General features: G+C 68.4%; 18 protein-coding genes, 1 pseudogene and 1 riboswitch. Of the genes and pseudogenes, 12 read left to right on the top strand and 7 right to left on the bottom strand.

Annotated features, from left to right (window positions below):
* Positions 1-359 precede the first annotated feature (359 nt).
* From H5411_RS09990 to H5411_RS09970, 5 genes and pseudogenes are all read left to right on the top strand, one after another.
* Positions 360-1,466 carry a PrsW family intramembrane metalloprotease gene (locus H5411_RS09990; protein WP_101440983.1) on the top strand — a complete coding sequence of 369 codons (1,107 nt, stop codon included), beginning with the start codon at positions 360-362 and terminating at the stop codon, positions 1,464-1,466.
* Between the two features lie 253 nt (positions 1,467-1,719).
* Positions 1,720-2,628 (top strand): annotated as a pseudogene (locus H5411_RS09985) (Rossmann-like and DUF2520 domain-containing protein); the annotation flags it as partial.
* Positions 2,625-3,533 carry a pantoate--beta-alanine ligase gene (gene panC / locus H5411_RS09980; RefSeq protein WP_101437164.1) on the top strand — a complete coding sequence of 303 codons (909 nt, stop codon included), beginning with the start codon at positions 2,625-2,627 and terminating at the stop codon, positions 3,531-3,533. The pseudogene H5411_RS09985 and the gene panC, both read left to right, overlap by 4 nt.
* A 12-nt stretch (positions 3,534-3,545) precedes the next feature.
* Complete coding sequence (panD, locus tag H5411_RS09975; RefSeq protein ID WP_043827144.1) at positions 3,546-4,040, top strand: aspartate 1-decarboxylase; 495 nt, start codon at positions 3,546-3,548, stop codon at positions 4,038-4,040.
* A 44-nt stretch (positions 4,041-4,084) separates the two neighbouring features.
* Positions 4,085-4,858, top strand: coding sequence for a type III pantothenate kinase (locus H5411_RS09970; RefSeq protein WP_101437165.1), 774 nt, complete (start codon positions 4,085-4,087; stop codon positions 4,856-4,858).
* Here the strand turns inward: H5411_RS09970 and H5411_RS09965 are convergent.
* Complete coding sequence (locus H5411_RS09965; protein ID WP_101437166.1) at positions 4,855-5,589, bottom strand: SDR family oxidoreductase; 735 nt, start codon at positions 5,587-5,589, stop codon at positions 4,855-4,857. The genes H5411_RS09970 and H5411_RS09965 overlap by 4 nt on opposite strands.
* A gap of 92 nt (positions 5,590-5,681) precedes the next feature.
* Between H5411_RS09965 and H5411_RS09960 the strand changes: the two genes are divergently transcribed.
* The gene (locus tag H5411_RS09960) at positions 5,682-6,536 is read left to right on the top strand and encodes a sigma-70 family RNA polymerase sigma factor (protein ID WP_101437167.1); all 855 of its coding nucleotides are present in this window, start codon (positions 5,682-5,684) and stop codon (positions 6,534-6,536) included.
* A gap of 3 nt (positions 6,537-6,539) precedes the next feature.
* On the opposite strand, the gene H5411_RS09955 is transcribed toward H5411_RS09960, so the two are convergent.
* Both H5411_RS09955 and H5411_RS09950 read right to left on the bottom strand, forming a co-directional pair.
* Positions 6,540-6,854 (bottom strand): DMT family transporter, encoded by a 315-nt coding sequence (locus tag H5411_RS09955; protein WP_037354758.1) that lies wholly within the window; start codon positions 6,852-6,854, stop codon positions 6,540-6,542.
* Between the two features lie 32 nt (positions 6,855-6,886).
* A riboswitch (guanidine-III (ykkC-III) riboswitch) is annotated at positions 6,887-6,947 on the bottom strand.
* A 49-nt stretch (positions 6,948-6,996) separates the two neighbouring features.
* Positions 6,997-7,761, bottom strand: a complete 765-nt coding sequence (locus H5411_RS09950) for a class I SAM-dependent methyltransferase (protein WP_244194687.1) — start codon at positions 7,759-7,761, stop codon at positions 6,997-6,999.
* 82 nt (positions 7,762-7,843) lie between these two features.
* On the opposite strand from H5411_RS09950, the gene lysS reads away from it, so the two are divergent.
* Both lysS and H5411_RS09940 read left to right on the top strand, forming a co-directional pair.
* Positions 7,844-9,352 (top strand): lysine--tRNA ligase, encoded by a 1,509-nt coding sequence (lysS, locus tag H5411_RS09945; protein ID WP_101440984.1) that lies wholly within the window; start codon positions 7,844-7,846, stop codon positions 9,350-9,352.
* 163 nt (positions 9,353-9,515) lie between these two features.
* Positions 9,516-9,869 carry a histone-like nucleoid-structuring protein Lsr2 gene (locus tag H5411_RS09940; protein WP_009084272.1) on the top strand — a complete coding sequence of 118 codons (354 nt, stop codon included), beginning with the start codon at positions 9,516-9,518 and terminating at the stop codon, positions 9,867-9,869.
* Positions 9,870-10,008: 139 nt separating this feature from the next.
* On the opposite strand, the gene H5411_RS09935 is transcribed toward H5411_RS09940, so the two are convergent.
* Positions 10,009-10,698: an AraC family transcriptional regulator gene (locus H5411_RS09935; RefSeq protein WP_244194688.1), complete on the bottom strand. Its 690-nt coding sequence runs from the start codon at positions 10,696-10,698 to the stop codon at positions 10,009-10,011.
* A gap of 206 nt (positions 10,699-10,904) precedes the next feature.
* Here H5411_RS09935 and H5411_RS09930 point away from each other — a divergent pair, with 206 nt between their 5' ends.
* Complete coding sequence (locus H5411_RS09930; RefSeq protein WP_101437169.1) at positions 10,905-11,474, top strand: TIGR03086 family metal-binding protein; 570 nt, start codon at positions 10,905-10,907, stop codon at positions 11,472-11,474.
* A gap of 18 nt (positions 11,475-11,492) precedes the next feature.
* Here the strand turns inward: H5411_RS09930 and H5411_RS09925 are convergent, their stop codons facing one another.
* Positions 11,493-12,296 (bottom strand): (2Fe-2S)-binding protein, encoded by an 804-nt coding sequence (locus H5411_RS09925; RefSeq protein WP_101440985.1) that lies wholly within the window; start codon positions 12,294-12,296, stop codon positions 11,493-11,495.
* A 371-nt stretch (positions 12,297-12,667) separates the two neighbouring features.
* On the opposite strand from H5411_RS09925, the gene H5411_RS09920 reads away from it, so the two are divergent.
* From H5411_RS09920 to H5411_RS09910, 3 genes are all read left to right on the top strand, one after another.
* Positions 12,668-15,217: an ATP-dependent Clp protease ATP-binding subunit gene (locus H5411_RS09920; RefSeq protein WP_101437170.1), complete on the top strand. Its 2,550-nt coding sequence runs from the start codon at positions 12,668-12,670 to the stop codon at positions 15,215-15,217.
* Positions 15,218-15,281: 64 nt separating this feature from the next.
* A complete protein-coding gene (locus H5411_RS09915; protein WP_101437171.1) occupies positions 15,282-16,271 on the top strand; it encodes a protein kinase family protein in 990 nt (329 codons plus the stop codon).
* 121 nt (positions 16,272-16,392) lie between these two features.
* Entirely contained in the window at positions 16,393-18,198 is a 1,806-nt protein-coding gene (locus H5411_RS09910; RefSeq protein ID WP_183123638.1) for an Hsp70 family protein, read from the top strand.
* 3 nt (positions 18,199-18,201) lie between these two features.
* Here the strand turns inward: H5411_RS09910 and pcp are convergent, their stop codons facing one another.
* Entirely contained in the window at positions 18,202-18,807 is a 606-nt protein-coding gene (gene pcp, locus H5411_RS09905; RefSeq protein ID WP_183123637.1) for a pyroglutamyl-peptidase I, read from the bottom strand.
* On the bottom strand, positions 18,804-20,249 hold the full coding sequence (locus tag H5411_RS09900) for a M1 family metallopeptidase (RefSeq protein WP_183123636.1): 1,446 nt from the start codon (positions 20,247-20,249) through the stop codon (positions 18,804-18,806). Before H5411_RS09900 ends, pcp begins: the two co-directional genes overlap by 4 nt.
* Between the last annotated feature and the right edge of the window lie 86 nt (positions 20,250-20,335).

The following is a 20,335-nucleotide window of genomic DNA, read 5'->3' as shown; positions in this document are numbered from 1 at the left end:
GGTGCGGGGGAGGTGTGGCTGCTTGGTGGGTTGGGTGCGCGGGTCGCGGTTTGGTGGGTGGCGCGCGGTTGGAGTGCCGGGTCGCGTTGAGTGTGGGGTGGTCCGTGAAAGGGCCTTCACAGACGGCAGAGGGCTGTGCGGGGAACCCGGGCCGAATCAGAGTCCCGTGGGGTTCCCTCCGCGGACAAAGGGCGCGGCCAGGGATGAGCGTCACAGCGATATCCCGCATAGGGCTGAACCGCCTATGTCCAACCGGCGTCACTGGTGGGCCCTGCGTATGGTGACCGCTCGTGAACGGCACCCTTTCCGCCACGCCGCCGGGTTCTGCGTCCACGTCTTCTCGTTCGCGGCACATCACCGTGCTCCTTCCGGTGCTCGGGTTGATCGTCGTGGCGTTGTGCGGGCTATTTCTCTTCGGGCTCGCGACCGCGCGCGTCGGGTGGCTGGCTGTCGCGATCGGGGTGGTCGCCGCGCTGGTGCCGGTCGGCGTGGTAGTCGCCGGGTTGCTTTGGGTTGATCGTTGGGAACCTGAGCCGGCGAAGTTGCTCTTGATCGCTTTCGCTTGGGGCGCTTGCATTGCCACCGTCACCGCATTGTTGATCAACACTGGGGCCGAGGCCTTCGGTGACCTGCTTCTCGGCGGCGGCAACGGCAGCAAGGTGAGTGCGCTCGTCTCCGCGCCGCTCGTCGAGGAAGCCGCGAAGGGCGTTTTTGTCCTGTTGATCTTCTGGCGGCGCAACGAGGAATTCGACGGGATCGTCGACGGCGTCGTCTACGCGGGCTTCGCGGCCGCTGGGTTCGCCTTCACCGAGAACATCTATTACTTCGGTCGCGCCTTCGCTGACCACGGCTTCGGCAATGGAACCAGTTCCGGGGTGCTCGCCGCTTTCCTCGTGCGTGGCGTGCTTTCGCCGTTCACGCACCCGCTGTTCACCGCGATGACCGGCATCGGGTTCGGCATCGCCGCGCGGTATGCGCAGCGGTGGATCCGGATTCTCGCGCCGCTGGCCGGGTATCTCGCCGGCGTCATTTTGCACGCGCTCTGGAACGCCGCGGCCACGCTCAACGGCGGCAAGACCTTCCTCACGCTGTATTTCCTGGTGATTTTGCCGCTGCTGATCGCCGCGATCTACGTGATCGTGTTGCAGCGACGGCGAGAGCAGCGGATCGTAGCCGCGGCGTTGCCGAAGATGGCGGCCGCGCGGTGGATCGCGCCGTCGGAGATCGAACTGCTCGCCAGTTTGCCCGGGCGGCGGCAATGGCGGAAGCAGGCGCGCAAGCAATCCGGCCGGGCGGCGGCGCGGGCGGTGGGCCGGTATCAGGCGAGCGTGACTGAGCTCGCATTCCTCCGCCGTACGCGGCTGCGCACCGAACAGGACCGGCAGCGGCAGGAAGAGTTGTTGCAGGCACTGCGGGAAGCGCGCGCCGATGCCGTGCGATTGGCCAACAAGCGCGACAGTCGGTGAACGTTCCCCGTCCGGGGTAGCTCGACCGTGCCAAAAGTGGAGTCCCACCGGGGGATTTGTGCGCACGGCGGCCGCGAGAAGCCGAAGGCCAATAAGGTACGGGCGCGATTGCCCGTCCCGGGTGAAGCTGGTCACCCAGGTACCGCCATCCGGCCGCGTCGGGGCTACTCTCGCGCCGTCGTCTGGTACCCGCGCCGAAAGAGCGGGACTGGAACGAACATGAGGAGTTTCGAGCCATGAGCGTCCACAGGCGCACGCCATGAACCGACCGGCCCGCCTTGCCGTGGGCGTCGTTTCCGCTGGCCGCGTGGGCAGTGTCCTCGGTGCGGCACTGGCCAGGGCCGGCCACACCGTAGTCGCCGCGTCGGGGCTGTCCGCCGCTTCGCTGAACCGCGCGGAACGGCTGCTGCCGGATGTCCCGTTGCTGCCGCCCGACGAAGTCGTGCGGAGAGCCGATCTCGTCTTGCTCGCGCTGCCGGACGACGCGCTCGCCGGCACCGTCCGTGGCCTGGTCGCCACGAATTCCATCCGCGCCGGTCAGATCGTGGTGCACACCTCCGGCGCGCACGGCATCGACGTGCTGGCCCCGGCCGCGGAAGCCGGTGCGCTGCCGCTCGCCCTGCACCCGGTGCTCACCTTCACCGGCCGCGAGGAGGATCTGGAACGCCTTGTCGCGGCGAGCATCGGCGTCACCGCGGCACCGGACGACGACGCGGCGTGGAACGTCGGCGAGGCACTTGCCGTCGAGATGGGCGCCGAGCCGGTGCGCGTTCCGGAATCCGCGCGGGCGCTGTACCACGCGGCGCTGGCGCACGGTGCGAATCACCTGATGACGCTGGTCGCCGACTGCACCGAAACCCTGCGCGACGCCGGAATCGGGCATCCGGAACGACTCGTCGCACCGCTGCTTTCAGCGGCATTGGACAATGTCCTTCGCCACGGGGACCGCGCCCTCACCGGACCGGTCCCGCGTGGTGATCTCGGCACCGTCCGCAAGCACCTCGACGTGCTCACGGAGCGGGCGCCGCAGATCGCCCCGGCCTACCGGGCGCTGGCCCGGCGCACGGCCGAACGGTCCCGCGCCGCCGGCCTGCTCGATCCCGCGGCCGCGGGCGAACTGACCGATCTTCTCGCCGACCCCGCCGAAGGACAGACCCCGTGACGACACCGAAATTCCAGCGCGGAACGCTCAACACGTTCCAGCCGCCCGAGCACATCAGCAAGGTGAGCTGGAGCCTGCGCAGCGTCGGCCGGAAGATCGCGCTCGTGCCCACGATGGGTGCGCTGCACGACGGCCACCGCGAGCTGCTGCGCCGCGCGAAGCGGCTGCCGAACACTGTTGTCGCCGCGTCAATCTTCGTGAACCCCTTGCAGTTCGGCGAGGGCGAGGACTTCGAGGCGTACCCGCGCCAGCTCGAAGCCGACTTGGCGACCTTGTCCGAAGCAGGCGTCGAACTGGCCTTTACGCCGAAGGCCTCGGACCTGTACGCGGACAACGCGATGGTCACCGTGAACCCCGGCCCGCTCGGCGACGAGCTGGAGGGAGCCGTCCGGCCCGGGCATTTCGCCGGGGTGCTGACGGTCGTCGCGAAGCTGTTCAACCTGCTGCGCCCGGATTACGCGTTTTTCGGGGAGAAGGACTACCAGCAGCTGGTGCTGATCAAGCGGATGGTGGCGGACCTGAACATCGACACCCGTGTCATCGGAGTGCCGACGGTCCGGGAGCGAGACGGCCTCGCGCTGTCCTCGCGCAACGTCTACCTGACGCCCGAACAGAGGGAAGACGCCGTGGTGCTGTCGGCCGCTTTGTCGGCCGGAGCCCACGTCGGGCGGGACGGAGCGGAGGCCGTGCTGGAGATGGCGCGGAAGACGCTCGCGGCCCGTCCCCAGGTGGAAGTGGATTACCTGGAATTGAGGGGAACCGATTTGGGGCCGGCGCCCGTCGACGGAGAGGCGCGGTTGCTGGTCGCTGCCCGGGTGGGGAGTACCCGGCTGATCGACAACGCGGGAGTGCTGCTCGGAAAAGCCGTGGAACATCCGAGCGGGGACCCGGACGCAGGGGAATAGGGAGAGTCCACGATGTATCGCACGATGCTGAAATCGAAGATCCACCGGGCCACGGTGACCCAGGCCGACCTGCACTACGTGGGTTCGGTCACGGTCGACGAGGACCTGATGGAGGCCGCCGACCTGCTCGAGGGCGAGCAGGTGTCCATTGTGGACGTCACGAACGGCGCGCGGCTGGAGACCTATGTCATCACCGGCGAGCGCGGCAGCGGCGTGCTCGGCATCAACGGAGCCGCCGCACACCTCGTGCATCCGGGCGACCTGGTCATCCTGATCGCCTACGGGCAGATGGACGACGCGGAGGCACGCGCTTACCGGCCGCGAGTGATCTTTGTGGACGATTACAACCGGATCGTCGAGCGCGGGGACGACCCGGCGCACGCGCCGGACGGATCGGGTCTGCTGAGCGGCACGGTCACGCTGCCCGAAGAGGACACGATGACCTTCCCGGTGGCCGAAACCGCGGACGCGCGCCGTCTCGACGCGTTGCTGCACGCCGAAAACTGAACCCGTCCCGGCGGCGGTCGCGAGCCGCGGTAAGGAAGACCTCGTTGCTGCTCACTGTCGACGTCGGCAACACCAATATCGTGCTCGGCCTCTACGAGGGCACCGAGCTCGTCGGTGACTGGCGGATGCGCACCGACGCGCGGATGACCGCGGACGAACTCGCGCTCACCGTGCGCGGGCTGCTCGGCCAGCACGCCGACGCGGTCACCGGAATCAGCGCGTTGTCCACCGTTCCCGCGGTGCTGCGGGAATTGCGGGTGATGCTCGGCCGCTATTACGCGCGGGTGCCGAAGGTCGTGGTCGAGCCCGGCGTGCGCACCGGGGTCGCGCTGCTGGTGGACAATCCGAAGGAAGTCGGCGCGGACCGGCTGGTGAACACCCTTGCCGCGCACCATTTGCACGCCACCGCGTGCGTGGTGGTCGATTTCGGCACCTCCACGAACGTCGACGCGATCTCGGCCCGGGGCGAATTCCTCGGCGGGGCGTTCGCCCCGGGCATCGAGATCTCGGTGGACGCGCTCGCCGCCCGCGCGGCGGCACTGCGCAAGGTGGAACTCGTCCCGCCGCGTTCGGTGATCGGCAAGAACACCGTGGAATGCCTGCAGTCCGGCATTTTGTACGGGTTCGCCGGCCAGGTCGACGGGCTCGTCCGGCGGATCGTGCGCGAATTGCAGCACGACAGCTCGGAACCGGTCACGGTGATCGCCACCGGCGGGCTCGCCCCGCTGGTGCTGGGCGAATCCGAGACGATCAAGGAGCACGTGCCGGACCTGACGCTGCTCGGCCTGCGCCTGGTGTACGAACGGAATGTGCGTTAGCCGAACTGCTCGGCGAGATAATCCTCGAAAGTGCGGGTGCCGGTGTCCGCGTCGAGGTTGAGGTTGCCGTTCGCGCGGTAGACCTTTCCGGCCGCTCCGGGAACGCGCATCGGCATTTTCAAGCGTCGTCGCCCGCTGGCCCGCACATACTTGTCGACCAGTTCGCCCATGCCGTACACCTTGGGTCCGGCCAGATCCCGCACCCGCCCGGCGGGGGCGCCGAGCGCCAGCCGGGCGATCCGCTCGGCCACCTCCCGCGCATCGACGGGCTGGAAATTGATCGCGGGCACCGGCACGACCGGCAGTTTCGCCACTGTCCGCACGGCATTGAGGCAAAGACCGTGGAACTGGGCCGCGCGCAGGATGGTCGACGGCACGTCCGCCGCGGTGAGGAGCTTTTCGGCCTCATGCTTGCGGCGGAAATAACCGAGTGGCATGGCGTCCGCGGCGATCACCGAAATGAAAACCAGGTGGCCGACTCCGGCGCGTTCGGCGGCGCGGACCAGATTCGCTGTCGCCACGTCGTCGCCCCGAGGGCCGCCGGCCAGGTGCACGACCACGTCGGCGCCGTCGACCGCGGGGGCGAGACCCTCGCCGGTCATCAGATCGCAGGCGAACCGGTCGGGGCCATTGGCCTTCCGGCTGAGGACTCGCACCTTCGCGTCGCCGAGGGCGGGAACGACCAGCTTGCCGAGAGTTCCGGTGCCGCCGGTGACCAAGATCGTCGTCATGGCAATTCCTTCCGGGTACAGTGCCGCTGGGCTTGGGCACTGGGGGGGGTGTCGTACTGGGGATGAAACGGCCCATGAAGGAGATGTGACAGGTGGACCGAAAAAACCTGCTCGCGGCTCAGTTCGAGGAAGAGCGGCCGAGGCTTCGTGGGGTCGCCTACCGGATGCTCGGCTCTCTTGCCGAGGCCGACGACGCGGTGCAGGAAGCCTGGCTGCGCGTCGACAGCGCGGATATTTCCGAGGTGCGGAATCTCCCCGCCTGGCTCACCACAGTGGTCGCGAGGGTGTGCCTGAACCTGTTGCGCACGCGCGAACGCCGTCGCGAGGATTCGCTGGACGCGTTCCCGCTCGATCGCGGCGACGACAGCGCGGACCTCGCCGAGGAGGCCCAGTTGGCGGAATCCGTCGGCCTGGCGATGCTGGTCGTGCTCGACGTCCTTGGCCCGGCCGAGCGGATTGCCTTCGTGCTGCATGACCTGTTCGCCGTGCCGTTCGAGGACATCGCCCAGATCCTGGACCGCAGCCCGGCGGCTGTCCGGCAGTTGGCCAGCCGGGCCCGCCGCCGGGTGCGTGGCGGAGAAGCCGGTCCGGCCGACGCGAGCAAGCGGCGCGGGGTCGTCGAGGCGTACCTGGCCGCCGCCCGCGAGGGAGACTTCGCCGGACTGCTTAAGGTGCTCGCCCCCGACGTCGTGCTGCACTCGGACACCGGCGCGGCACCGGTGGTGCTCCGCGGTGTCCGAGCGGTCAGCAAGGGTGCGCTGCTCGCTTCGGAAGTCGCGCGCAGCACGCAGGTCGCGCTGGTCGACGGCGTCCCCGGCCTGGTGCTCGCCCCGCGCGGCCGGCTGGCCGTGGTCCTGAAGTTCGTTTTCGACGGCGACCTGATCACCGGGATCGACGTGATTTCCGCGCCGGAGCGGCTGCGCGGGCTGGAGATCGCGCTCGGGTGAAGCTCAGTGGAACAGTTTCAGCCCGACGACCCCGGCGACAATCAGCACGAGGCAGGTGATCCGGCCGACGGTGAGCGGATCGTTCATCGCGACGATCCCGTAGACCGCGGTCCCCACCGCGCCGATGCCGACCCACACCGCGTATCCGGTGCCGAGCGGAATTTCGCGCAAGGAATACGCGAGGCCGGACATGCTGAGCAGCAGTGCGCCGCCGAACAGCAAGCTCGGCCAGAGCTTGCTGAAGCCTTTCGAGGCGCCGAGCGCGGCGGCCCAGACAGTTTCGAGAAATCCGGAAACGACGAGAACGAGCCAGGCCATGATCAAGAACCTTTCGCAGTGACGGATAGTCCACTGCGCCGTCTTGTCGTCACCGGGTACGACGCGCTCGTCCGGGGCGGGAACCGCCGCTTCCGAAATTAGCACTCCGGGGCCGCGCCGAGGTGGTGATTTCGGTCGCCGCTCAGCTCCGGCGGGCCCGCAGAACCGTCGTGACCAGTGGATAGTCGAATTCGCCCGTTCCCGTCTCCGGAACGGATTCCAGGTACGCCCTGGCTTCGGCGAGCCGGCGGTCGCGGTCGTCGTCCGACGCGACCAGCAGAAGCGAATGGGTGGCCACGGTGGCCAGCAGCGATTCGATCGTGCGGCGGTGCGTGTGGGCGAACTGGTCCTGTTCGAACGGACCGAAGCCGGCCGCGCGCAGCGGCTGGTCCGCCTCGGTGAACCCGCGGCTGACGCCGGTCCGGATCAGCCGCGAGAATTCGAGCACCCACGGCACGGATTCGTCGTCGTGATTCCACAGCGCGGCCACGACCCCGCCCGGCCGCAGGACTCGGCGGATCTGCGCGAACGCCGGAGCTAACTCGAACCAGTGCAGGGCCTGTCCGACGAACACCGCGTCCACCGATTCGTCCGGCAGCGGGATGTCCTCGGCCTTGCCGAGCAGCGCGGGAACGTCCGGGAGCCGCCGGGACAGTTCGGCGAGCATGCCCGGATCGGGTTCCACCGCGGTCACCGAACGGCCGAGGTCGGCCAGTCCCTGGGTGAGTTTTCCGGTGCCCGCCGCGAGGTCCAGCACGTCGCGTACCGGTCGGTTTGCTCCGGACATGCCCCATTCGAGTGCCGCCCGCGGATAGTCCGGCCGGTGCCGGGCGTAGGCGCTCGCCTGGTCGCCGAACGAAGAGGCCCGCCGGGCGCGCAGTTCCGCATCAGTGCCGGGATCGCTCACGGGTAACCACCCTAATACCGTGAGTGCCCTGGTAGGGGAATCCGGTTGACGCGGTTCACCAGCGGCTTCGTACGCTATGGCCATGACCGAATTCCCCGCGTCCGACGCACTGCCCGATGACGACCTGCCCGAACAGATGCGGGTGCGCCGGGACAAGCGCGACCGGATAATCGCGGAGGGCGCCGATCCTTACCCGGTCGAGGTTCCGCGTACGCACACTCTCGCGCAGATCCGTGCCGAACATTCCGGTCTCGAAGCCGACACCAGCACCGGCCAGTCGGTCGGCGTCACCGGTCGCGTCATGTTTCTCCGCAATACGGGCAAACTGTGTTTCGCCACTCTTCGTGAGGGCGACGGCACGGAACTGCAGGCGATGCTGAGTCTCGCGCAGGTCGGGGCCGAGTCTCTCGCCGCGTGGAAGTCCGATGTCGATCTCGGCGACCACGTATTCGTGCACGGCGAGGTGATCACCTCGAAGCGCGGCGAGCTTTCCGTGCTGGCCGACAGCTGGCAGATCGCGGCGAAGGCGTTGCGTCCGCTTCCGGTGGCGTTCAAGGAGCTGGCCGAGGAAACGCGAATCCGGCAGCGTTATGTCGATCTGATTATGCGCCCGCGCGCCCGCGACGTGGTGCGCACGCGTTCCGGCGTGATGCGCTCGCTGCGCGAGTCCTTCCACCGCCGGGGATTCACCGAGGTCGAGACGCCGATGCTGCAGACGCTGCACGGCGGAGCCGCGGCTCGTCCGTTCGTCACGCATTCCAATGCCTTCGACCTCGAGCTGTACCTGCGCATCGCGCCGGAGCTGTACCTCAAGCGCTGTGTGGTCGGCGGGATCGAGAAGGTTTTCGAGATCAACCGGAACTTCCGGAACGAGGGCAGCGACTCCTCGCACTCGCCGGAGTTCGCGATGCTCGAGTACTACGAGGCGTACGCCACTTATGACACGAATGCCGTGATGACCCGCGAACTCATCCAGGAGGCCGCGGAGAACGTGCTCGGCACCCAGGTCGTCACTCTCGCCGACGGAACCGAGTACGACCTTTCCGGCGAATGGACGACACTCGGCATGTACGAGTCGCTCTCGGAAGCACTCGGCGAGGAAGTGACGCCGGATACTTCCGCCGAAGCACTGCACAAGATCGCCGCGGCGCGCGAGATCGAGGTGGATCCCAAGCTAGCGCACGGCAAACTCGTCGAAGAACTGTGGGAACATCTCGTCGGCGACGGACTGCACGCTCCCACATTTGTCCGTGATTTCCCGCTCGAGACCTCTCCGCTCACCCGGCAGCATCGCAGCCGCCCCGGCGTGGCCGAGAAGTGGGACCTGTACGTGCGCGGATTCGAACTCGCGACTGGATACTCCGAGCTGGTGGATCCGGTCGTGGAACGGCAGCGGCTCACCGAACAGGCGCGGCTCGCGGCTGCCGGGGATAGCGAGGCGATGCGACTCGACGAGGATTTCCTGCGCGCGCTCGAGTACGGAATGCCGCCGAGCGGCGGGGTGGGAATGGGGATCGACAGGCTGCTGATGGCACTGACCGGTCTCGGTATCCGGGAGACGATCCTCTTCCCGCTCGTCCGGCCCGAATAGCTCGCCGCCCCGCCGCACGGTCGAGATTTTCTCAATGCGGATTTGCCTACGGCGGGGCAAGCGGGTATTAATATGGGTGTCAAAGACTTCTGTAACTCGGGGCTCGCCCCGAAACCAGATCATGTAGCCAGATCATTCGGGTAAGCCCCGCAGGAGGAATCAGATGGCACAGAAGGTGCTGGTCTCTCTGGTCGACGACCTCGACGGCAGTGAGGCGGAAGAGACCGTTGAGTTCGGTTTGGACGGTGTGAGCTACCAGATCGACCTGTCGGGCGAAAACGCCGAGGAACTGCGCGACGCGCTCGCGCAGTATGTCGAGCACGCCCGCCGCGCGGGCGGCCGCAAGCGCGCGCCGCTGCGTCCGGTCGCCGGCGGCAAGTCCCCGGCCCGCCCGGCCGCGGTCGACCGCGAGCAGAACCAGGCGATTCGCGCGTGGGCCCGCAAGAACGGTTTCCAGGTTTCCGACCGCGGGCGCATCCCGTCGGAGGTCGTCGAGGCTTACCACAAGAAGAACTGACCGGGCATTTCCGGAACTCGCGGATGCGGTCCTCCGGTGAGCGGAGGCGGGAGAACGCACCGCGCTGGAGACCGGTCTTCGCGGACTGAACGCCAAACGGCCGTCGGGAACATTCCCGGCGGCCGTTTGGCGTTCCGCATTAGTTTCCCGGCTTTGCGCCGTCCGGTGCGCCCGGCATCAGCCGGCGAGCGCAGCGGGCGTACTCCGCGGGAGGGGCTCCGGTCACCGCGCGGAAATCGCGGATGAAGTGAGGTTGGTCGCTATAGCCCAGCCGAGTCGCCAGATCCGCGTAATCCGGCGGGATCGGCGCGGCGAGCAACCGCGCCGCTTCGTTGAGCCGGTAAATCCGGATCGCCCACTTCGGCGTTGTTCCGACGTGTTCGGCGAACAACCGCTGCACTGCCCGGACCGACAGTCCGAGTGCCGCGGCCAGTTCCGCGACCCGGGTGATCCCGGGATCCGCGGCGATTGTTTCCACCGCCTCCGCGGCTGCCCGCGTCGCTCGGGTAATGGGGCGGCGGCATGCGATCAGCAAGTTGTCGATTGCAGTGATCATTTCCTCGTCGGTCCGCGCATTCCGGATGGTTTTTTCCGCGATCGCCGCACCCGGCCCGAAGATCGCGGCCACGTCGACCGACCGATCGGCGAGGGTGCGCACCGGGGCGTCGAGGAACGGGCGGAAACAGCCGGGCCGGATCCTGGCCCCGATCCCGTGCACGCGTCCGCTGAGCCGATGGGTGAAAAGCTGGTGCGCCGGACCGTAAACGCCGCACGCGCCGGGGAAGAACGTCAGGTGCACCGACAGATTCGCCCACCACCTGCTGGTCATGGGATTCGGCGAGGTTCCAGCGCAGCACCCAGTGGTGTTCCACGAACTCGCGCAGTTCCGGGGCCGGCGGATGCCGCGTCAGCGTGAACTTGGTGCGAGCCGTCCGCTCGTTCAGGATGCCGCTCGGGATCCGCCGCATGGCTGAAAACGGTAGTGCGTCGCGTAATTTCAAGACGGCCGCCGCCTCGCGTGGTTGGCTCGGCCGCATGTCGAATCACTCCGGACTGCTCGCCCCGGCCGCCGCCGAACTGCGGCGCGCCGCGGCGGCCGCCCCGTCGCTGACCGCGCCCACGGCCTGCGCCGACTACGACGTTCGCGGCCTTCTCAACCACCTTTTCTACTGGGGTCCCTGGCTCGCCGCCGCGATCCGGCACGAGCCCTACGAACCGCCCGCGCCGAGCGAAGCCGCGGCCTCCCTCGTCGCGGACGACTGGCCGAAGGCGCTCCAGGCGATGACCGACGACGTGCTCGCCGCGCTCGCCCCGCCGGAGGCATGGACCGGCACCGTCGCCTTCGGCGGCTCGGAGCTGCCCGCCTCGGTCGTCGGAGACATGGTGCTCTGCGAACTCGTCGTGCACGCCTGGGATCTCACGCGGGCGAGCGGCACTGAGCTGAACTGCCCCGACGAAGCCGCCGAAGTCGTTCTCGCGTTCGCGGCGGGGATGGGCGAAGAGGCTCGCGCCAACGGCGTCTTCGGTCCGGAAGTCGCGGTGCCGGAAACCGCGCCGGTGCTGCACCGGGCGCTGGGCGCGACGGGCCGGAACCCGTACGCCTGAAATTTCACTCGATGGAGATCATCGGCGGCAGACGCGCGGACAGCTTTCGCATTCCGCTTCGCCGGGGAGGAGATAGGAGAAGCAGCAGCTCTCCCGACGTCGTTCCCAAACCCGGCGGCCGTCGTCGTTGATCGCCATCCGCAAGGTGGACGCCGAGGTCAGCGGGCGGTACTGCACGTCGAGCACCAGTGCGGCATCCGCGACGCCAGCGCCTTCGGCCTCGGCTGTCCCGCCTTGCCGGCCCACTCGCCACAGGGCGCCGTCCAGCGCGTCTGTAGCGGCCGCCCAGAGCACGCGGCGGCCGAGCCGGGTGCCGGGTGCGTAGGCGCGGACGAAGCGGGCAGCGTGGCCGACGAACTGCGCGCGCAGGACCGCGGCCAGCGCGCGCTCGTCGCGCACGACGGTGGCCTCGGGGCGGGGGCTGCCCGGGTCGGTCGGCAGGCAGTAGAAGGTGTCGCTGAGCACGGCCATGCCCTCGGGATGCGGCCGGTCGGGGCCGAGGCCGAACGCGAGCTGTTCCGGCTTCAGCGACGGCACCCGGCGCTCGTGGTGCAGCAGCAACGCGCCCACGTACGCGGGGACGTGCAGGTACCAAGACATCACATAGCTGGCTGCTGTGCGCGCGGGTGCCGCGCCGTGCTGGTCGAGGAGCCAGTCGGTCAGGCGGGACCGCCACTCGACGAACAGCGCGGGCTGTTCCAGGAGGTCAGCGCAGCGAGACCAGCCCTCGGGGACGTCGCGGCGCAGCTCGTGCCGGAGCAGGGAGGACTCGAGACCGTCGGCGATCTCGCGGGCGTCGTCGCGCGAGCGCTGCGGGTTCACCCGGTCCTCCCTGTTCTGTCCGGCCTTCATTAGGTGTGCCTAACCTTACATACGGCGCGGCATTGCGCCAATCGGGTGGCCAAGGGGTGAGACCACCCGGACGCGCGGAGGTGTTCGCGCTGAGCGGACAGGGGCGCCCGGGCGGAATCCTGATCCGGTCCCGTACGTTCGACAGGGAGTAAAGGTGCAGCGCAACCGGATGATGAGCGGGGACCGACCGGGTCGCCAGCCGGATGCGAAAGGGCCGCCGGAAGCCGTAGTGGTACGCAAGCGCGACCGCTTGGCTACTAGAGTGGTCTCACGGTGCTGTCCGCCGCGGACGCGATCCGCGGAGGTTACGGGCCGCCGACGCAGCAGTCGAGGGAGTGCGCATGTTTGAGAGGTTCACCGACCGCGCGAGGCGGGTGGTCGTCCTGGCCCAAGAAGAGGCCCGGATGCTCAACCACAACTACATCGGCACCGAGCACATCCTCCTGGGTCTGATCCACGAGGGTGAGGGTGTCGCCGCCAAGGCGCTGGAGTCGCTGGGCATCGCCCTCGAGGGCGTGCGCCAGCAGGTCGAGGAGATCATCGGCCAGGGCCAGCAGGCGCCGAGCGGGCACATCCCGTTCACGCCGCGGGCGAAGAAGGTGCTGGAGCTGTCGCTGCGCGAGGCGCTGCAGCTCGGCCACAACTACATCGGCACGGAGCACATCCTGCTCGGCCTGATCCGCGAGGGCGAGGGCGTCGCCGCCCAGGTGCTCGTGAAGCTGGGCGCGGACCTCAACCGGGTCCGCCAGCAGGTGCTGCAGCTCCTGTCGGGCTACCAGACCGGCGAGAAGTCCACCGAGAGCGGCTCCGGCCGCGGCGAGGGCACGCCGTCCTCCTCGCTGGTGCTCGACCAGTTCGGCCGCAACATGACCGTGCTCGCCCGCGAGGGCAAGCTCGACCCGGTCATCGGGCGCGGCAAGGAGATCGAGCGGGTCATGCAGGTGCTGTCCCGCCGGACCAAGAACAACCCGGTGCTCATCGGCGAGCCGGGCGTCGGCAAGACCGCCGTCGTCGAGGGCCTCGCGCAGAGCATCGTCAAGGGCGAGGTGCCCGAGACGCTCAAGGACAAGCAGCTCTACACCCTCGACCTCGGCTCGCTGGTCGCCGGTTCGCGGTACCGCGGCGACTTCGAAGAGCGCCTGAAGAAGGTGCTCAAGGAGATCAAGACCCGCGGCGACATCATCCTGTTCATCGACGAGCTGCACACGCTCGTCGGCGCGGGCGCCGCCGAGGGCGCGATCGACGCGGCGTCGATCCTGAAGCCGATGCTGGCCCGCGGCGAGCTGCAGACGATCGGTGCGACCACCCTCGAGGAGTACCGCAAGTACATCGAGAAGGACGCCGCGCTGGAGCGCCGTTTCCAGCCGATCCAGGTGGGCGAGCCGTCGCTCGAGCACACGATCGAGATCCTGAAGGGCCTGCGCGACCGGTACGAGGCGCACCACCGCGTCTCGATCACCGACTCGGCGCTGGTCGCGGCCGCGACGCTGGCCGACCGCTACATCAACGACCGGTTCCTGCCGGACAAGGCGATCGACCTGATCGACGAGGCCGGGGCCCGGATGCGGATCCGCCGGATGACCGCGCCGCCGGACCTGCGGGAGTTCGACGAGAAGATCGCCGACGTCCGCCGGGACAAGGAGTCCGCGATCGACGCGCAGGACTTCGAGCGGGCCGCGCGGCTGCGCGACGAGGAGAAGCAGCTCCTCGGCCAGAAGGGCGAGCGCGAGAAGCAGTGGAAGGACGGCGACCTGGACGTCGTCGCCGAGGTGGACGACGAGCAGATCGCGGAGGTGCTGGCCAACTGGACCGGCATCCCGGTGTTCAAGCTCACCGAGGAGGAGACCACCCGGCTGCTGCGCATGGAGGACGAGCTCCACAAGCGCATCATCGGCCAGGAGGACGCGGTCAAGGCCGTCTCGCAGGCGATCCGCCGTACCCGTGCGGGTCTGAAGGACCCGAAGCGCCCGTCCGGTTCGTTCATCTTCGCCGGCCCGTCCGGTGTCGGTAAGACGGAGCTGTCGAAGGCGCTGGCGTCCTTCCTGTTCGGCGAGGACGACGCGCTCATCCAGATCGACATGGGCGAGTTCCACGACCGCTACACCGCTTCGCGGCTCTTCGGCGCCCCTCCGGGCTACGTCGGCTACGAAGAGGGCGGGCAGCTGACCGAGAAGGTGCGGCGCAAGCCGTTCTCGGTGGTGCTTTTCGACGAGATCGAGAAGGCGCACCAGGAGATCTACAACACCCTCCTGCAGGTGCTGGAAGACGGCCGGCTCACCGACGGCCAGGGCCGGACGGTCGACTTCAAGAACACCGTGCTGATCTTCACCTCGAACCTGGGCACCTCGGACATCTCGAAGTCCGTGAGCCTCGGCTTCTCCTCCGGAGCGGACACCGCGAACCGCTACGAGAAGATGAAGCAGAAGGTCAACGAGGAAATGAAGAAGCATTTCCGCCCGGAGTTCCTGAACCGGATCGACGACATCATCGTCTTCCACCAGCTCAACCAGGAACAGATCATCCAGATGGTGGATCTGATGATCGGCCGGGTCGAGACGCAGCTCAAGGCCAAGGACATGGAGATCGAGCTCACCGAGAAGGCGAAGGCGCTGCTGGCCAAGCGCGGCTTCGACCCGGTGCTCGGCGCCCGGCCGCTGCGCCGCACGATCCAGCGCGAGATCGAGGACCAGCTGTCGGAGAAGATCCTGTTCGGCGAGGTCGAGCCGGGTCAGATCATCGTGGTCGACGTCGAGGGCTGGAGCGGCAACCCGGAGGACCGCGACGACGAGGCGCACTTCACCTTCCGTGGAGAGAAGCGTCCGTCCTCGGTTCCCGACGCTCCGCCGGTGAGCATCGGCGCCGGGGAGAACGGCGAGTCCGAGAACGAGTGAGTTAACTGAAGAAAAAGGGCGGCTCCCAGGTTGGGGGCCGCCCTTTTCTCTATTGTCTTGAGCTATGGGGTCTTCTTCGCGAATCTCGCGGCACGCCGCGGCGAGCACCGCGCTTTCGCTGTTGAGCGACCGGCAGCTGACTGAGCGGCTGGAGTCCGCCGAGGTGCTGTCCGAGGGAATCGGCGGCACCGGCGTCCGGCTGGATGTCGACGGAGTTCCGGTCTTCGCGAAGCGGGTTCCGCTTACCTTGCTGGAGCGGCAGCATCCGCATTCCACGGCCAATCTGTATGGCCTGCCTGCCTTTTGCCATTACGGTCTGGGTTCGCCGGAGGGCTCCGCCTGGCGGGAACTGGCGCTGCACGTCATGGCGAATGGCTGGGTCCTCAGCGGGGACTGCGAGAACTTTCCCTTGCTGCACCACTGGCGCGTGCTGCCGGTCCCCTCGGGCCGGGTGCCAGACCGTCCGTTGGAGGAAGACGTCGAGTACTGGGGCGGTTCCGCTGCGGTCCGTCGGCGGCTGACGGAACTGCGGGATTCGTCGTCGAGCGTTGTTTTGTTCTGCGAGTATTTTCCGGCCAATCTGCATCGGTGGCTGCCTGGTCGTCTGGACCAGGTCGATCGGGTCGCGGCGGAGCTCGCCGATACGCTCTCGTTCCTTCGCGCGCAGGGTGTCTTGCACTTCGACAACCACTTCGAGAACTTCCTGACCGACGGCGATCGGTTTGTCCTGACTGATTTCGGCCTGGCGTTCGCGCGCCGGTTCGATCTGACCGAGGCGGAGCTGGCGTTCGCGGACCTGAATGCGGAGCACGACCGGGCTTACGGGTCGATGTATTGGGTGAACTGGCTGGTGACCGAGGTGTGCGGGACGTGGGACCGAGAGAGCCGCCTGGCCGCGGTGCGTCGCGCGGCCGCTGGGGAGCTCGAGTTGCCTTCGCCGATCGCCGAGCTGGTGGCACGGCATGCCTCGGTGGCGGTGGAGATGAACGACTTCTACGGGCGGCTCCTGGAGGACCGGGAGACACCTTTTCCGGCGGCGGTTTTCGCGGGGTAGGACGCGGTCTACTGGTCGAGCGCGATCAGTTTCCGCCGCGGCGCACGACTCTCCCGCGGTAGTCGATATCGGTCCCAGCGCTCGTGAGACGATGCGGTGGGGTTTTGGGGAGGGGAACTGCGTGGACGTCCTGTCGATCGACTTCGGTACTTCCAGCACAGTTGGCGTCTTGGCGGCCTTCGGGCGCGGGCCGCGGGCTATTGAGGTCGACGGGTCGGTCACCATGTCCTCCGCGGTTTACGCGGAGGAGGACGGGCAACTCGTCGTCGGCCAGGACGCGGAGCGGCGGGCTCGGCTGGATCCCAGCCGGTTCGAGCCGTATCCCAAGCGGCGGATCGACGACGGCGAGCTGCTGCTCGGCGATCGGGTGGTGCCGGTGGTCGATGCCTTCGCCGCGGTGTTGCGGCGGATGGGCGAGGAGGCGGAGCGGCAGCTTTCCGGGGTTCCGGACGAGGTGCGGTTGTCGCATCCGGCCGGGTGGGGCCCGCAGCGGCAGCGGACTCTTCGGGAGGCGGCGGGCAAGGCCGGGTTCGTCCGGGTGCGGTTGGTGCCGGAGCCGGTCGCGGCGGCCGCGCATTACGCGACCCTTCGCGAAACGGGCGCGCCCAGCGGGCCGATCGCGGTTTACGACCTCGGCGCGGGCACCTTCGACTGCGCGGTCGTCGGCGCGGGTAACGCGGTGCTGGCGGAGGACGGGTTGCCGGATCTCGGCAGCCTGGACATCGACCAGGCCCTGCTGGTCCATATTGGACGGTCGGTGTCGCATGCGGATCCGGCGCAGTGGCAACGGCTTCTCCGTCCGCAGACGACCAGCGACCGACGGTTGCGGCGGGTGTTGCTCCAGGACGTCCGCGACGCCAAGGAGAGTCTTTCCCGGCACGCGCACACCGAGGTGCCGATGCCGGATCCGTTCGGCGACGTCCTCGTCACCCGGGCCGAATTGGAAGCGCTGGTGCGGCCGAATCTGTTGCGCAGCACTGAAATGCTCGCGGCGACGATCGCGCGGGCCGGGCTTTCTCCAGAGCGGCTCGGCGGCGTGTACCTGGTCGGTGGGCCCAGCCGGATGCCGTTGCTCGCGTCGCTGGTCGGGTCGACGCTGGGCGTGGTGCCGACCACCGAGGACCAGCCGGAGACCGCGGTCGCGTTCGGGTTGCATCACGTGCCGGTCGACGAGCGTCCGGCACCTCCGTCCGTGCCGACCCCCGCGGTGCCGAGTCAAGCAGCGGCTCCGCCAGCATCCTGGCCGCCCGTTCAGCAGCAGCAGCCCGGCCCGGCGCAGTGGCGGCCAGCCCCGATGCCGCCCCCGGCCGGATGGCGGCCGCCGCAGAAGAAGTCCCGCAAACCTGTCGTAATCGGTGCCGTCGCGCTGGCGGTGCTCGCAGTTGCCGGGATCGTGACTGCCATCGTCGCCACTCGCGGCGATGGCGAAACCCCGCGAGCAGGCTCGAACCAATCGGTTACCGCGCCGCCCAGCACAGCAGCCTGTGCCGGTTCGCAACCAGCGCTCCCCGGCGAAAACGGCCTCACGAAATGCATCCGCCGCCTGGCCGGGCCGACCATCCAAACTCGCGCCACCTGCTCGGATGATCCGGAACTGGCGAAAGCCCTAGGCGCAACGCGCACCGCACTGTGCCGCTTCCCGGACAAGACCACCGTCGCGTTCCACGAGGGGCTCACGCTCGCCCAGGTCGAGCCGAGTGCGCGCAAGGACATGACCGGCCGCGTCGAGACCGACACCTGGCGCACCCGCACCGGGCTGAGCGGCCGTTACGTCGCCGGGGTCGGGCCGAAGCTGGGGCTGCTGATCTACCAGGCCGACGGTATCCCCGTGGTCGGCACGGTGATGGACACCAGCCCGTCGCACACGAGCCGCCGACCGCAGGATTTGGTGCAGTTCTTCGAGCAGACCGTCCAGCCTGGCGAATAGACCTCAGTGCAGCGTGCCTGCCGAGGTCGGCACGTCCTCGTGCATGGTCAGCGCGGTGTCCACCACGATCTCGAGCGCTCGCGCGGTCGAGTCCAGCGGCATCCGGGCTTCCTCCGGCACGTGCACGAAACCGCCGCGCAGTCCGGGAAACTCCGTCGCGATCAGGTGCATCAGGCCGTAGAAGACCTGGTTGCACACGTACGTCCCCGCGGTGTACGACACGGCTGCGGGCACGCCTGCCGACTGCATCGCCGCGACCGCAGCTTTCACCGGCAGCGTGGTGAAGTACGCGGACGGCCCGCCCGGAACCACCGGCTGATCGACCGGCTGCGCGCCCGCGTTGTCCGGGATCCGCGCGTCGATCAGGTTGATCGCCACCCGTTCTGGCGTCACGTGCTCGCGCCCGCCCGCCAACCCGGCGCACACGACTAGTTCCGGCCGGTGCGCCAGGATCGCGGCCCGCAGCGCCGGCAGCGACGCGTCGAACTCGCACGGCAGCTCTACCGCCACCGTGTCCGTCCGCCGCGCCGCTGCCAGCGAGGCTGCCTGCCAAGAAGGATTCGTCGCCGCTCCGTCGAAGGGCGCGAACCCCGTCAGCAGAACCGTCATCCGGCGGCCGGCTTCAGGTCGCCCGGGTAAAGGTATTCGTCAGACGGCTTGCCGTTGCCGTAGATCCACGCGTCGAAGAAGCCCTGCAGGTCCATGCCGGACACCTTCTCACAGTACTTCTGGAACTCCTGCATGCTCGCGTTCCCGTTGTGGTGCACGGAGTTCCAGGTCTTGAGCACCTGGTCGAACGCGTCCTGCCCCATGTACTTGCTGAGGGCGTGCAGCATGACCGGGCCCTTGGAGTACACGTAGGTGAACTCGTGGCCGGGGCCCATGTCGTACAGCTTGCCCGCCCAGAACTGGTCGCTCGCCGACGCGACCTTGTTGAGGTAAGTGGCGTCGAGGTCCTCGCCGTTCTTCTGCGCCCACAGCCAGGTCGCGTAGGACGCGAAGCATTCGTTGAGGCACACGTCCTTCCAGTGGTCGACGGCAACCGTGTCGCCCCACCACTGGTGCGCGTTCTCGTGCACGATCGTGCTGATGTTGCCCGCGCGGCCGGAGTAGATCGGCCTGCTCATCGTCTCCAGCGAGAATCCGATCGGCTCGGTCAGGTAGATGCCGCCCGCGGCGTCCACCGGGTACTTGCCGAACTTCGATTCGAGGAAGTCGAGGACCTCCGGCAGTTGCGCGTCGGCCTGCTTGGTGGCGTCGGTGGTGCCCGGCGCGTACGCGCTGACGATCGGGGTGCCGTCCGCGCGCTGGCGTTTGTTGAAGGTCCACTTGTCGATCGCGACCGTGGTCATGTACGACGCGGTCGGGGTGTCCTCCGCCCAGACGTGCGTGGTGCCCGCCCGCGTCCGGTACTTGCCGACCTCGCGGCCGTTGGCGATCACGCCCCACTCGTCCGGCACGGTGATCGACAGCCGGAACTTCGCCTTGTTGCGCGGGGTGTCGTTGACCGGATACCAGGTGGTGGCGGACTTCGGCTCGCCGGCTGCGAACGCCCCGCCGGACTTGGTGAACTGCCAGCCGTTCTTGCCGAGGTTCGGGTCGTCGATCGCCGCCGGAACGCCGTGGTAGGCGACCTCGGTGGTGAACGGAAGACCCTTCCACAGCGGCGACTTCGGCGTGATCACGAGTTCGTGGTCGCCGGTGCGGGTGAACTTCGCGGGCGCGCCGTTCACCCGGACCGCGTCGACGGTGAGGCCCCGGAGGTCGAGGTCGAACGAGCTGAGCGACTGGGTCGCCTTCGCGTGGACCGTCTGGAGACCGGCGAGCTGGTGGGTGTCCGGAGCGTAGTTGACCTTGAGGTCGTAGTCGGAGACCTCGTACCCGCCGTTGCCGTCTTGGGGGTAGTAGCTGTCCCCGGCGCCGTCGGAACCGGGCGTCGGCCGATCCCAGCCGCCCGGTCCGGCTGACGCGATCCCCGTGCCGAGCGTCAATGCGGTGAGGGTGGCTGCGACGGTCACTGCCGGACGGTGCCAGCGGTGCAGTGCTCTCATGGGCGCTCCTGTGTCTGCGGGTGAATCCTCCGCAACGTAGCGCCGGGAAGGCGGGCAGTAACCGCTTGACGGCAGATTGTCCCGAA

It is taken from the genome of Amycolatopsis echigonensis (assembly GCF_014174495.1).
Taxonomy (GTDB): Bacteria; Actinomycetota; Actinomycetes; order Mycobacteriales; family Pseudonocardiaceae; genus Amycolatopsis; species Amycolatopsis echigonensis.
The sequence above is the reverse complement of the archived record's forward strand: the minus strand, read 5'-3'. Positions and strand labels throughout refer to the sequence as shown.

What these genes read in the sequence shown, in the direction of transcription:
- panD (WP_043827144.1), top strand. Translation starts at nt 3,546, where the DNA reads ATGTATCGCACGATGCTGAAATCGAAGATCCACCGGGCCACGGTGACC.
- H5411_RS09965 (WP_101437166.1), bottom strand. Translation starts at nt 5,589, where the DNA reads ATGACGACGATCTTGGTCACCGGCGGCACCGGAACTCTCGGCAAGCTG.
- H5411_RS09955 (WP_037354758.1), bottom strand. Translation starts at nt 6,854, where the DNA reads ATGGCCTGGCTCGTTCTCGTCGTTTCCGGATTTCTCGAAACTGTCTGG.
- lysS (WP_101440984.1), top strand. Translation starts at nt 7,844, where the DNA reads ATGACCGAATTCCCCGCGTCCGACGCACTGCCCGATGACGACCTGCCC.
- H5411_RS09940 (WP_009084272.1), top strand. Translation starts at nt 9,516, where the DNA reads ATGGCACAGAAGGTGCTGGTCTCTCTGGTCGACGACCTCGACGGCAGT.
- H5411_RS09935 (WP_244194688.1), bottom strand. Translation starts at nt 10,698, where the DNA reads ATGACCAGCAGGTGGTGGGCGAATCTGTCGGTGCACCTGACGTTCTTC.
- H5411_RS09930 (WP_101437169.1), top strand. Translation starts at nt 10,905, where the DNA reads ATGTCGAATCACTCCGGACTGCTCGCCCCGGCCGCCGCCGAACTGCGG.
- H5411_RS09920 (WP_101437170.1), top strand. Translation starts at nt 12,668, where the DNA reads ATGTTTGAGAGGTTCACCGACCGCGCGAGGCGGGTGGTCGTCCTGGCC.
- H5411_RS09915 (WP_101437171.1), top strand. Translation starts at nt 15,282, where the DNA reads ATGGGGTCTTCTTCGCGAATCTCGCGGCACGCCGCGGCGAGCACCGCG.
- pcp (WP_183123637.1), bottom strand. Translation starts at nt 18,807, where the DNA reads ATGACGGTTCTGCTGACGGGGTTCGCGCCCTTCGACGGAGCGGCGACG.
- H5411_RS09900 (WP_183123636.1), bottom strand. Translation starts at nt 20,249, where the DNA reads ATGAGAGCACTGCACCGCTGGCACCGTCCGGCAGTGACCGTCGCAGCC.